This window comes from Chitinophaga sp. (assembly GCF_036566945.1).
Taxonomy (GTDB): domain Bacteria; phylum Bacteroidota; class Bacteroidia; order Chitinophagales; family Chitinophagaceae; genus Chitinophaga.
Window position 1 is genome coordinate 1 of record NZ_DATCVJ010000985.1, and the last position, 13,659, is coordinate 13,659.

The following is a 13,659-nucleotide window of genomic DNA, read 5'->3' on the forward strand; positions in this document are numbered from 1 at the left end:
GGAGCTACCGGTGGTGAAGCTACCAACATCAAAGATGGTGTAATTGGTGACATGGCATATAACCTGACCTATGGTATCGCTACCAATGGTTTGAAAACTTCCGGGTCTACCGGCAAAAGCTGCATGGTAAACATCTACATACCGTGACGATAGATTTGAAGAAGAAAGGGTAAGGGAGAGATGTTTTTTTGAAGGTGGTATCACGGGAGTGGTGCCACCTTTTTTTGTTACTTAAATCACCTGTTTGTATGCTAAAATAGTACTATTTTTATCAACTAAAAATAAGCGGTTATGTATTTTGAATTTTATAGAAAAAAGGAAGTCGTGAATATTGAAAAAGGCAAAATAACGGTATGTGCTACTATGAGAGATTACAGTCAAGAGGAGTTCTTTATTAATAAAGCTGCTGCAGCAAAGGAGACGTTAGCGAAATACCCGTTGCCAAAGGAACTTCTGTGTAGACTTTCTCTGTTTGATGCCGGATTTGAACGCATATTTTAGTATCTTTACAAAAGATTTGACCATATTTTAAGCATTTAGATATGACTGATTTTGAATACGAAATAGAAGAGCAGAACAAGAAATTCGCTGCTACTATTGAGCGGTTGAGAAAGCGAAACTTTAGTAATAACCTCCCCTTTTTGATTTTGTCTGATAAATTACCTGAAGGACAAGGCTTTTATGAATTTGCTGACGGTCACATAGAAATTCAGGAGGTGTTTACCATAGGAGCAGATATCGAAACACGATTTGTAAGAAATTTATCAGATATGGAGGCGAATCGGATCAGAGAAAACTTCATGAAAGCTAATGGATTATTCTAAGCCAACCTTGCTTGTCATTTCAGGTCCTAATGGTGCAGGTAAGTCTACGCATATTGCATCCATGTTACCTGCCCGATTTAATGGCGTGTTACCCTTTGACAGAGACCTGACCCGCACGAATTTTGAAAAAGAACTTAAAAATAAAGGTTTATCTCCTGACCAGGTAAAGGTCCAATCCGCCCAAATGATGGAGGATTTTCTGATAACAAAAATGGACGAAGCTATTAAGGGGAGTCAACACTTTGTTCTGGAGACTCCATTGTCCCATCCTGACTATTGGAAGTATATTGATCGTTTTGATAATAAGGGATATCAAATTCAGCTAAATTATTTGTGCCTGGATAAGATAAAAGATTGCGAACAGCGGGTAAGACAAAGAGTGAAAGAGGGTGGGCATACGGTAGATGCAAGAACGATTAAGGGTGTTTATGAAAAAAACCTTGAGCATATCAATAACTATAAGGATACTTTTAAAGTTATATGCCTTTATGATGGAATGGTGAGACCTATTATGCTCGCTAAACTTGAGGACAATCAGGTATTGTTTGCCAATGAATTGGCCTTGAAAAAAAATTAGGTTAAAAAAGGGTTGCCTTCAATCGCCCGGATTATCTCAGATCACATGCTGAAACAAAAGTAAACAACGAACAAATTCACATTTTCCCCCTGTCCATTTCCGAACACCTCCCCGTCCCCAATCGAACAAATTAAAAATATCCACCATCCAATAACCCCTGATTCCAAAATACCTGCACCCTGGCATTCTCTTCGCACTCCTCCGCCGGCTACTGTGTACGGGATCATCCTCTCAACTAACACGCATGTTTAAAAATTATCTCAAAATTGCCTGGCGCAATCTCTGGAGAAACAAAGTCTTTTCTTTGATTAATGTATTAGGGCTTACCGTGGGCCTCACTGCTTGCTTCTTCATTTTTCTCTATGTACATTTTGAATTAAGCTATGATAATTTTCATGCCAAAAGGGATCGCATTTATCGGGTGACCTGTGATGTGCAAACGCCCAGTGAATTGATCAGGGGAGGTATTACGCCCTGGCCTTTTGGTCCTAATATGCAGCATGATTTCCCGGAAATAGAAGCGTTTACAAGATTTAGCAGAGGTAATTTGCTGGTGAAGAGAGGAAATGTAAGTTTCCAGGAAGAACGTTCTTTGTTTGCCGATTCTTCGATATTCAGGGTATTTGATTTTAAGTTGTTGAAAGGCGATCCGGCCACGGCTTTGCAGGCGGTAAACAGTGTAGTGTTGAGTAATTCTGCCGTGAAAAAATATTTCGGAGATGCAGATCCGATTGGTCAAACGGTATTGCTGACCGGTGGACTCGTGCCGAATACAGTGACAGGGGTAATAGCAGATATGCCGGAGAATTCGCAGATCAAAGCAGATATGCTGGTATCTATGAGTTCTCTGATAAAAGATAATCCGCGCATTGATGAGTCCTGGGGCAACTTTGGCGCCGTGACCTTTCTGCTTCTGAAACCTAATGCCAATGCGGCTTCGCTGGAGGCCAAGTTGCCGGATTTTATTGAACGGCATAACGGGGAAGAAAGAAAGCGGGCAAAAATGTTTTATACGGTGAAGTTACAGCCGCTGGAAAAAATTTATTTGTATTCCGGTGAGTATTCTGCCTATGAAAAAGGCAGCATTACCAATGTATATATTTTTTCTATCGTCGCTATATTTATTCTCTTCATTGCCTGTATTAATTTTATCAATCTTACTACGGCCCGGTCGGTAGAGCGGGCAAAAGAAATCGGTATCCGCAAAGTGGTGGGGGCTACCAAATTTGAATTGCTGCGGCAGTTTATTGGTGAATGCGTGTTGTTATGTTTAATTGCGTTTGTGTTAACAGTGGTTTTATTTGCGTGTTTGCTGCCCACGTTCAATCTGTTGGCCGGTAAAACCATTGCAGCCGGACCGTTGGCGCACCCATCCTATATCTTGATCCTGTTAGTATCTGCTATCGTGATTGGTTTGGTAGCGGGCATTTATCCTGCGCTGGTACTTTCTTCTTTTAAACCGGTAACGGTATTGAAAGGACGATTTGCTACGGGCACAAAAGGTATTTTCCTGCGTAAGGGTTTGGTGGTAACACAGTTTGCTATCTCTATTGCGCTGATCATTGGGACTATCATCGTATCGCTGCAGATGCGTTATATGCATAACAAAGACCTTGGCTTTAATAAAAATCAAATGCTGGTGGTGGACACGCATGGAGATATGGCGAAAAATGCGCTAAAGGAGGCCATCGCCAGGTTGCCGAAAGTGAATTCGGTGAGTATGGCCTCTGGCGTGCCTGGAGGAGAAACAAACGGTGCTTATTCAGAGATCGTGAATAAACAAGGGGATATGCAGGTGGCTAACCTGGACCTGTATGATGTAGACTATGACTACCTGCAACAATATGATATTAAAATAGTAGCGGGCCGTGGATTTTCAAGGGAGTTTGGCACCGATACTACCAATGCGATGATGATCAATGAAGCGGCGGCCAAACTATTTGGTTATGCCAAACCGGAAGAAGCGGTGGGCAGGGGATACCGGCAGTGGGGGCGGCAAGGCGTGATCATTGGCGTGGTGAAAGACTTTCATTTCCGTTCCCTGCAGGAAAATATTAAGCCTCTCACCATGCGTATTGAGCCGCAGGACTGCGACATGATTTCGGTGAATGTGGCGCCGGGTGATTTGTCAGGTACGCTCAAGGCCATAGAAAGAGAATGGCGCGCACTGATGCCCAACCGGCCTTTTAGCTATTTTTTCCTCGATGAATTTTTCGACCGGCAGTATCGCACAGAAGAAAGGTTTGGGAAATTGTTTTTCAATTTCGCGCTGCTGGCCATTATCATCTCCTGTCTGGGATTACTGGGATTAGCTTCCTACAGCGCTGTACAGCGTACCCGCGAAATCGGTATCCGTAAAGTGATGGGTGCTTCGGTCACAGACATTGTGAACCTGTTATCCCGCGATTTCCTGAAACTGGTCCTCATTTCCTTTATCATCGCTACACCGATAGCCTGGTATTGTATGCATAAATGGTTGCAGGTATTTGCTTATCGCATCAGCATTGGCTGGTGGGTGTTTGCGGTATCAGGAATCATTGCGTTGATCATTGCGGTGGGCACTATCAGCTATCAGGCGTTAAAAGCGGCCCTCGCAGATCCGGTAAAAAGTATGCGGGCAGAGTAAGGCCCCAAAATATTTTAAACGGTTTTGGAATAAATCAGATTCCCTTTACTTTTGATTCCCTGCCAGGAGTGCCATACTATGGTGAAATTTTGTATTTTACCAGTTCTTGCCACTACTATAGGGTCTATTTAAGTAAAGCCGGTAATGATAAAATTCCACGATTTTTGTCTGTGTTTTTTTGGGTTGATGTTTTGCGTGTTCACCGCATCCGGTCAAACGGATGGCCTGGGATTCTGCAGTCATGAGGCCATACCCGACAAAAGAACTGGGCTGGCACTGGGCGCGGAGCAGCCTTTATGTTTTACCAATAGCTTTGAATTATCTTTTGAGATCTCTTTTATACCCCAACAAAAAAATTACTTCGGCTATGTAGTCCGGGTGATACAGAATGAGGAGAAGAATATTGATATCCTCTATGACTACGATCCCAAATTTGGCGATAAACACTTCCGGCTAATTATCGGCGATAGCTATTCCGGCATTTCTTTCAATATACCTGACCTGGGAAAAAAGGACGACTGGCACCAGATCCGGTTGCAATTTGATGCGCGGCAGGGGATGCTCACGGTGGTCAGGGATCAGGAGTCTTTCCGGGAGCGGATCGGTGTTCCGGAGAAGTCGTGCTACCGGGTGTTTTTTGGCGCAAATGATTACAAGACCTTTAAGAATGCAGACGTGCCTCCCATGAAGATCCGTAATGTACGGATGAATGAACAGGGCGCGCTTCGTTATGTGTGGCCGCTGAATGAAGAAGCCGGCATGGTGGCCGCCGACTCGCTGGGCCGGCAACCAGGAATCGCCGTGAATCCAGTGTGGATCAAAAAGATGCATCGCAACTGGCAACCTTTGCAGCGGTTGTCCGTGAAAGGGCCTGTGAGCGTAGCATTCAATCAGCAGGAAGGTATTTTGTACCTCATCAGCTGCGATTCTTTATTCAGTTACCACCTGCTCCCCAATAAAGTAGTACCCGCCGTCTATACCAGCGGGCGACAAAATTTATTCAACGCCTACCAATCGCTATATAATGCAAGTACCCGTGAAATCTATACTTTCTCCCTTGACCTGAAAAGAATGGGTAGCCTGAAAGTAGATTCCCTCAGCTGGAATAAATACCTGGAGCCCCCGGCCCGCTCCTCCGGCTACGGCCACTTTAATAAGTACCTGCAGGGCGATAGTATGCTCTATACCTTCAACGGCTATGGCTTCTTTTTATACAAGAGTGATATCTACAGCAAGGCAGTGACATCTAACGGCAACACTGGTATTGATTCTGTAGGCAGTGGCATCACCCCACGTTACCTGGCGGCTGCCGGCGCTGATGCCAATGGCCTGTATATGATTGGTGGATATGGCAACGCCTCCGGTAAACAGGTACTGAATCCTAAAAACTTATACGACCTGCAATATTTCGATGCCCGCTCCCGCACTTTTAAAAAGTTGTATGAACTGAAAAAGGATACCGAAGAATTTGTCTTTGCCAATTCACTGGTGATCGATTCCGCGGAGCAATCGTATTTCGGATTAATATTTCCCAAGCATAAATTTAATTCCGGGCTGCAGATGATCAAAGGCTCGCTGCATAAGCCGGTGTTTACCACAGTGGGTAATCCCATCCCTTTTGAATTTCAGGATGTAGATGCTTATGCAGATCTTTTTTACAGTCCTGCTGCCAAACGATTTGTAGCCGTTACGCTGTATAGTCCGGACGATCATACCAACACCACCGTCAATATCTATTCTCTATACGATCCTCCTTTTCCGTTAGAAACTGCCCTGCCTCCGCCGGCAAGGATAGGAAAAGCCTGGCTGCTGGCCATCAGTATACTGACTGCCGGTTTACTATTGGGCGTTATTGGTGTAGGTTTATTAAAAAGGAAGGGAATGTCGGGAGATGCCCCCGCCACATTGGTTGACTATACAACGGAAGACATCGCGGAGCCCTCACCCCTGAAAAATGCCATCTACCTGTTTGGAGATTTCCAGGTATTCGATGAGGAGGGGAATGACATCACAAAATTATTTACCCCGCTGGTCAAAGAATTGTTTCTTATCATCCTCCTATACACCCTTAAATGGGAAAGAGGAATCAGTGCTGAAAAGCTGAAAGAACAGCTGTGGTTCGATAAATCACCGGAAAGCGCGCGGAATAACCTGGCGGTGAACATCGCCAAACTCAAAAATATCCTGGATAAAATAAAAGGGTGTGAGCTCTCCAAAGATACTGGCTACTGGAAAATAAAAACCGGCGAAGCGCCGCTGTACATCGATTACCTGGCATATTTATCGGGTATCCGTCAGGGTGATCGGGCTTCCCGATCGGGGATGATACAGCTGGGCGATATCATCCATCGGGGTAGTTTCCTGCCTACCGATGAACAGGATTGGCTGGACCCTTTCAAATCAGAGATCGCCAACGAAATAACAGACCGCTACCTGCACTACGCCGCCGCAGTGGATATAAAAGAAGATCCCGCCTTCCTGATCCGGATGGCCGATTACGGCTATGCCTTCGATGCGGTGAATGAAGATGTGATCCGGGTGAAATGCAAAGCCTTAGTACTGCAGGGGAAACATTCCCTGGCACGCGCTACCTTTGAAAATTTTGTGCGGGAGTACCGTAAATTATATGGGGAAGATTATTCGGCCGACTTCCAGCAAACCATTGCCTAATCTTATCCAGCAGCCCTCCTTATCCCGCCATTAATGGCTTTATTAATGGTTTTTTATTTTTTTTTGCCGTTATTTTGATAGTTCCCGCCAGATTAATCTTTTATTAATCATTTATTATTTCCTTGTGCCTTACTTGCAGAGAAATTCCTTTTGTATTCTATAAATCTACATTGCTGCCATGAAACGTTTAGCTATTCCATTTTTTCTGTTGATGATGATGGGTTCCGCGATTGCCCAAACCAAGCCCGGCACAGCCGCCAAAAAAGCGCCTGCGAAAACGGCGTCCACCGCCAAATCCAAACCGGCTGCTGCACCGGCCATTAAAAAAGAAGATGTGGAAGAGGGGAAAATATTGCTCACAAAATCTGATTGCCTGGCTTGTCATAAGGTAGATACCAAGCTAGTAGGCCCTGCCTATGCAGATGTGGCGAAGAAATACCCTTATTCCGCTACTAACATCGACCTGTTGTCCACAAAAATTATCAACGGTGGTTCCGGTACCTGGGGCGCAGTGCCTATGGCTGCACACCCGGCTTTGGCAGCCGCTGATGTGAAAAAGATGGTGACATATATTCTCTCTCTAAATGCAAAATAAAGTTCCACGTAAATGAAAAGAAACACATTATTGGTGATCCTGTTGTCAGGATTCAGCCTGTTTATTTATCAGTGTAAAGTCTCCAATAAAACGGCCGGTGTAAAGCGCGATGCGGCCGGGAACATTATTGTGAACCCACATCCCTCCCCCGCTTTTCAGTCGGTGAAGGAGAGTATGAAGTCTATCCAGGTGCCGGCAGGATTTCACCTGCAGCTGGTGGCCAGCGAGCCGATGATCAAAGAACCGGTGGCCATTGTATGGGATGGCAACGCCCGCATGTATGTGGCGGAAATGCGCACGTATATGCAGGATATCAATGGTACCGGCGAAAACCAGCCCATTTGCCGTATTTCTATGTTGGAAGATACCAACGGCGATGGTACCATGGATAAAAGTTCGGTCTTCATCGACAGTCTCGTACTACCCCGCATGATGCTCTGCATTGGGCATAAACTGCTGGTCAATGAAACCTTTACCTATAACATCTGGAGTTATACAGACACCAACGGCGACGGGATAGCAGATGCCAGGGAACTGGTATACAAAAACGACAAACCCGATACGCGCAACCTGGAACACCAGAAGAGCGGCCTTGTCTGGAACATGGATAACTGGATTTATGTAAGCTGCGACCCGGTACGGTATCGCTATGTAGCGGGTAAACTGGTACCTGATAGTCTTACTAACTCACCCGGCGGCCAATGGGGCCTCGGCAACGATGACTATGGCCGTATGTATTTTTCCAGCGCAGGCGCCGAAATTCCTGCACTCGGTTTTCAGATCAACCCCGCTTATGGTTTCCTGAATCCCAACGATCAGTACAACAAAGACTTCCTGGCGGTATGGCCTATCATTGCCACCCCGGATGTACAGGGCGGCATGAACCGCCTGCGTCCGGACACCACCCTGAATCACTTTACCGCCAGCTGCGGACAATCCGTTTTCAGAGGCGATGCCTTACCGGCAGATATGAAAGGAGATCTGCTGATCTGTGAGCCTGTAGGGCGTTTGATCAGAAGGGCCAAAGTGTCGGAGGTAGATGGTAAGATCACCCTGAAGAATGCCTACGAAGGACAACAGGAATTTATCACCTCCTATGATATGAACTTCCGCCCGGTGAATACCACCACCGGCCCGGATGGTTGTCTTTATATAGTAGATATGTACCGCGGCATCATCCAGGAAGCCACCTGGACAGCCGAAGGCAGCTTCCTGCGCCCGCGCATCCTGCAAAAAGGACTGGATAAGAATATTGGCCGTGGCCGTATTTACCGACTGGTGCATGATGGCTATAAACCCGACGCCAAACCACAACTGCTGGACGCCAGCGGCAACACATTAATCACCTGGCTCGATCATCCTAATGGCTGGTGGAGAGATAATGCACAGAAAGAAATTATCGCCAACGGCGACCTGTCAGTAGTACCTGCATTGAAAGCAATTGCTGCTGGTCAACATGCCAGCATTGGCAAAACTACCGGTGCCCTGGCACGTATTCACGCACTCTGGACCCTGGAAGGATTACATGCCATCGATAAACAAACACTCTTTACCGCCTTCAACGATCCGGATGCACAGGTGAGAAAAGCGGCGGTGTGGATCAGTGAAAGCTATCTGAAAAACGATGATGAAGAGATGATCGGCAAACTGGCGGCCCTGAAAAATGACCCCGCCGCAGCCGTGCAAATACAAATGGTACTGTCGCTGGCTGCCAGCAAATCAGCCAACGCTAAAGCCTTGCAAGTGGCCATGGTCAATAATTCTCCCTATACCAACATGCTGCACAGCGTAGCCAATAGCGTAGAAGTAAATACCAATACCAAATTATTCGGTAGCCGCCTGGCCAATATGCCTGCAGCACATCGTAACCTAATCCTCAACGGTGCCGCTATTTACAAGCAGCTCTGTTCTACCTGTCATGGTCCGGATGGTAAAGGTATTTTTGTTGGTGGCAACACCGCGGCTGCACCACCTTTTGTAGGCTCCAAACGCGTAAGCGGCAACAAGGATCTGATGATGAAAATTTTGCTCAATGGTTTATCCGGTCCTATTGATGGCAAAACCTACACCGATGTAATGGCCCCTTTTGGAGCAGCTAACTCCGATGAATGGGTGGCGTCTATCTTAAGCTACGTACGCTATAATTTCGGCAAAAACGAAAGAGGTAAATCGCCGGTAGTGGAAGTGGAAAATGTGAAACAGATGAGAGCCGCAGTAGCAGGCAGAGATAAACTCTGGACACTGGAAGAGCTGGAACAGTCGGGTAAATAACGCGAGTTTTTGTCTTTCTCAGGATTATACTGATTTAGATGATTTTCAAGATTTTTTTTACAGGATTTAAAAAGATTAGCGAAGATTGACATTATATTCATCTTCGCTAATTCTTTTAAATCCTGTAAAAATCCTAACTTATCTTCGCTAATCTTTCCATCTTATAAAAATCCAAAAAAAAATCTTGAAAATCATCTAAATCAGTATAATCCTGAGAAAGACAAAACTCGCACAGCAATGATTTAAATGATCAGACATGCGTCTTAAATTCCACTAACGAACATACTCATGCAAAGAAAAACAACAAAAAGTATAGCCGTTTACGTGATATCCCTGCTGGCATCCGTGCCGGTGTTTTCACAACAGCGGGATCTGAAACTATGGTACGACCATCCTTCCGGTAAGGTATGGGAAGCCGCACTGCCGGTAGGTAACGGCCGGTTGGCCGCTATGGTATATGGTAATCCGGAAGCCGAACTAATACGGCTAAACGAAAATACGGTATGGAGTGGTAGCCCGAACCGAAACGAAAATCCACATGCCTTAGCTGCGCTACCGGAAATCAGGCAGCTGATCTTTGCCGGTAAAACAAAAGAAGCGAATCAGCTGGCGGCAAAAAATATCCAGTCGGAGAAAATCAACGGTATGTGTTATCAGCCGGTAGGAGATCTGCAACTGACGTTCCCTGGTCATGAACAGTATACCGGTTATTCCCGGGAGCTGGACCTGCAAACAGCCGTAGCCAACACCGTTTACAGGGTAAACGGTGTGAAATACACCCGGCAGGTATTTGCATCAATTCCGGATCAGGCTATCATCATCCGGCTTAGCGCCGATAAGCCAGGCAGTATCACTTTTGCGGCATCGGTAAAGAGTCCGCAAAAATCGACCGTGGCGGTGAATGGTAATAATGAACTGGTATTGTCCGGTATCAGTGGCGACAAAGACGGTGTTCCCGGCAAAGTGAAATTCCAATCGCAGATACGTTTTAAAACCGAAGGCGGCACCGCTGCCGGTAGCAGCGATGCCATCCAGATCACCGGCGCCAACGCCGTAACGGTGTATGTTTCCATTGCCACCAACTTCGTGAACTATGCCGACATCAGCGCCGATGAAGCTAAACGTACTACCGCGTATATGAACAAGGTATGGCCTAAGAACTATACCGCCCTGCTGAAAGATCATATCACAGCTTATCAGCATTTTTTCAACCGGGTGCAACTCGACCTGGGTAGCACCGACTCCATAAAAAATCCTACCGATATCCGGGTGAGGGACTTTGCACACGGCAACGATCCGCAACTGGTAGCATTGTATTTCCAGTTTGGCAGATACCTGCTCATTGCGGCCTCACAGCCCGGCGGACAGCCAGCTAACCTGCAAGGCATCTGGAATCCGCTCATGAATCCACCATGGGGTAGCAAGTATACCATCAACATCAACACAGAAATGAATTACTGGCCGGCAGAAGAAGCCAATCTGACCGAGATGCATGAGCCACTGGTACAAATGGTGAAAGATTTGTCGGTTACCGGTCGTGAAACAGCGAAGACAATGTATGGCGCCGGAGGATGGGTAACTCATCATAATACAGACCTGTGGCGGATTACCGGCCCGGTAGATCCTATCTACTACGGCATGTGGCCCATGGGAGGCGCGTGGTTAAGCCGTCATCTCTGGGAAAAATATGCATTTAGTGGTGATAAGAAATACCTGCAAACGGTGTATCCTGCACTCAAAGGCGCTGCCGAATTTTACCTCGACTTCCTGGTAGAAGAACCGGAGCATAAATGGCTGGTGGTAGCACCTTCCATGTCGCCGGAAAATAGTCCCAAGGCACATCCCGGCGAATCGATTACTGCCGGCGCTACGATGGATAATCAGCTGGTATTCGATCTTTTTTCAAATACCATTCATGCCGCAGAAGCATTGAACACCGATAAAGAACTGGTAGCAAAAATGAAGGCTGCCCGCAAAAGATTGCCGCCTATGCAGGTTGGACAATACGGGCAATTGCAGGAATGGCTGCAGGACCTGGACAATCCAAATGATAAACACCGTCACGTGTCGCATTTATTTGGACTGTATCCTGCCAACCAGATTTCTCCTTATCGCACACCCCAATTATTTGCGGCCGCGCGTACGTCCCTGATTCAGCGCGGCGACGTTTCTACCGGCTGGTCTATGGGCTGGAAAGTAAATCTCTGGGCACGTTTGCTGGATGGCAACCATGCGTGGAAACTCATCAAAGATCAACTCACACCTGCCGGGGTGAACAAAGGCGAAAACAGCGGTGGAGGTACTTATCCCAACCTGTTCGATGCACATCCTCCTTTCCAGATAGATGGTAATTTTGGTTGCACGGCCGGGATCTGTGAAATGCTGCTGCAAAGCCAGGATGGCGCCGTTCATTTATTACCTGCGCTGCCGGACGACTGGAAGAATGGCCGTGTAAGCGGATTACGTGCAAGGGGTGGTTTTGAAATCAAAGAAATGATCTGGGAAAACGGACAGCTGAGTAAAATCACGATCGTATCCACACTGGGCGGCAATTTGCGCCTGCGTGTACCCAATGCGTTAAAAGAAAACGGACAGCTGAAAGCAGTCAGTGGTGATCAGTTGAATGTATTCTTCCAACCAGACGAAACAGCGAAAGCGGAGATAAGCCCGAAAGCAAATGTGGAGATAGACACGCTGAAAGAAACGATGCAATATGACTTGTCTACAAAGGTCGGGCAGGTGTATACGTTTACGAAGAAATAGAAAGTATGTTATTGTATTTAATAAAGACGCCGGACTATGTAGTCCGGCGTCTTTATTAAATCTAATACAATTGTTAATCCACCAGCTGTGCTTTCAGCCGCATCAGCGTAGCTTCCGCATCGGCATTGCAAAAACCCGGATGTACTTTCGATGTTTGAATAATGCTGCTCCGCGTAGCAGTGAGCCAGCGGAAACGTCCTGCTATATCCAGTTTGGCGATGGGGCCACCTGCTTTGCTGCCTTTGCTGATTTCCACAAAAGCTTCGAGGTAAGGCCGGATGGTATTGATATCTGTTGTTGGAGAAAATGCATGTAATCTTGCTTCATCCAGCGTGAATACGGCTTGTAAAAATTTTTGCTGCCTACAATAAAGGATCACACCTACATTCAAAAATTCTTCCCGCTCTACACTCGGTACCACGCGTATTACGGCATATTCATATAAGTGCTTGTCTTGCATGTTGTGCTTCTTTTACAAAAATTTCGGAGTGGCTGATCCGCGATGTTAAAAATTCAAAATAAACCTGCCTGCGTTCTTCCGGTGATTCGTCGGAGTGATCAATTACCAGCCATTCATCGGGTATGATATTCACGATGGCACGTATACGCTCAGGCGTTAGTAGCAAACGGAAGGCGGCATCTGTGCTTTCCAGTTCACTGGCTTGCGGCAACAGTACGTGGTCTTTTACCTGCACAAACGGGCGTAGGGCCTGTTCCTGCCAGTTATGCCAGGAGTGATGGAAGTAGAGGGCAGCACCTGCATCTATCAACCATAATTCATTGCGCCACATCAGCATATTGGTATTGCGGGGGGTACGGTCTACGTTGGTAAGCAGACAGTCCAGCCACACAATCTGCGAAGCCAGTGCCGGCGCTATGGTATTAACGGTAGGGTCGTAGGTGGTGGCACCGGAGAGATAGTGCAGGGCAAGATTGAGTCCCACACTTCTTTTCAGGAGATCCTGTATTTCTTCGTCTGGCTCCGTGCGGCCAAAGGCCTCGTCCAGGTTGGCAAAAACCAGTTCCGGCACTTTTAATCCCAGCACGCGGGCTATTTCATCGCCGATCAATTCGGCAATGAGGGCTTTTACGCCCTGCCCGGCTCCCCGGAACTTAAGTGCGTACAGGAATCCGTCATCTGCTTCGGCTATTGCCGGCAGTGAGCCCCCTTCACGCAACGGCGTTACATAGCGGGTTACATTGACAGTCCTTAGCTGAAGTTGAATATCATCTATCATCTAATATCTGGTTATTGTTTTCATTAATAAGTATCAAATATCCGCATTTTTTTGCAGCGAATTTTTGTCTTGTTCAGGATTATACTGATTTAGAT

At 46.5% G+C, this 13,659-nt stretch carries 10 protein-coding genes; 8 read left to right on the plus strand and 2 right to left on the minus strand.

Features of this window, described 5'->3' with window-relative positions:
- Nucleotides 1–291 precede the first annotated feature (291 nt).
- The 8 genes from VIP81_RS29435 (at nucleotide 292) to VIP81_RS29470 (ending at nucleotide 12,326) form a co-directional block, all read left to right on the plus strand.
- Nucleotides 292–501 (plus strand): hypothetical protein, encoded by a 210-nt coding sequence (locus VIP81_RS29435; protein ID WP_331970205.1) that lies wholly within the window; start codon nucleotides 292–294, stop codon nucleotides 499–501.
- A 41-nt stretch (nucleotides 502–542) separates the two neighbouring features.
- Complete coding sequence (locus VIP81_RS29440; RefSeq protein WP_331970208.1) at nucleotides 543–824, plus strand: hypothetical protein; 282 nt, start codon at nucleotides 543–545, stop codon at nucleotides 822–824.
- On the plus strand, nucleotides 811–1,401 hold the full coding sequence (locus tag VIP81_RS29445) for a zeta toxin family protein (protein WP_331970211.1): 591 nt from the start codon (nucleotides 811–813) through the stop codon (nucleotides 1,399–1,401). The genes VIP81_RS29440 and VIP81_RS29445 overlap by 14 nt, the downstream gene beginning before the upstream one ends.
- 244 nt (nucleotides 1,402–1,645) lie before the next feature.
- Nucleotides 1,646–4,027 carry an ABC transporter permease gene (locus VIP81_RS29450; protein WP_331970214.1) on the plus strand — a complete coding sequence of 794 codons (2,382 nt, stop codon included), beginning with the start codon at nucleotides 1,646–1,648 and terminating at the stop codon, nucleotides 4,025–4,027.
- 144 nt (nucleotides 4,028–4,171) lie between these two features.
- The gene (locus VIP81_RS29455) at nucleotides 4,172–6,697 is read left to right on the plus strand and encodes a hypothetical protein (RefSeq protein ID WP_331970217.1); all 2,526 of its coding nucleotides are present in this window, start codon (nucleotides 4,172–4,174) and stop codon (nucleotides 6,695–6,697) included.
- A gap of 178 nt (nucleotides 6,698–6,875) precedes the next feature.
- Nucleotides 6,876–7,292, plus strand: a complete 417-nt coding sequence (locus VIP81_RS29460; RefSeq protein ID WP_331970220.1) for a c-type cytochrome — start codon at nucleotides 6,876–6,878, stop codon at nucleotides 7,290–7,292.
- 12 nt (nucleotides 7,293–7,304) lie between these two features.
- A complete protein-coding gene (locus VIP81_RS29465; protein ID WP_331970222.1) occupies nucleotides 7,305–9,563 on the plus strand; it encodes a DUF7133 domain-containing protein in 2,259 nt (752 codons plus the stop codon).
- A 288-nt stretch (nucleotides 9,564–9,851) separates the two neighbouring features.
- The gene (locus VIP81_RS29470; protein ID WP_331970225.1) at nucleotides 9,852–12,326 is read left to right on the plus strand and encodes a glycoside hydrolase family 95 protein; all 2,475 of its coding nucleotides are present in this window, start codon (nucleotides 9,852–9,854) and stop codon (nucleotides 12,324–12,326) included.
- 73 nt (nucleotides 12,327–12,399) lie between these two features.
- Here the strand turns inward: VIP81_RS29470 and VIP81_RS29475 are convergent, their stop codons facing one another.
- Together VIP81_RS29475 and VIP81_RS29480 are read right to left on the minus strand one after the other, a co-directional pair.
- A complete protein-coding gene (locus VIP81_RS29475) occupies nucleotides 12,400–12,786 on the minus strand; it encodes a DUF3037 domain-containing protein (protein WP_331970229.1) in 387 nt (128 codons plus the stop codon).
- Nucleotides 12,764–13,564 carry a HipA family kinase gene (locus VIP81_RS29480; RefSeq protein ID WP_331970232.1) on the minus strand — a complete coding sequence of 267 codons (801 nt, stop codon included), beginning with the start codon at nucleotides 13,562–13,564 and terminating at the stop codon, nucleotides 12,764–12,766. Before VIP81_RS29480 ends, VIP81_RS29475 begins: the two co-directional genes overlap by 23 nt.
- Nucleotides 13,565–13,659 lie beyond the last annotated feature (95 nt).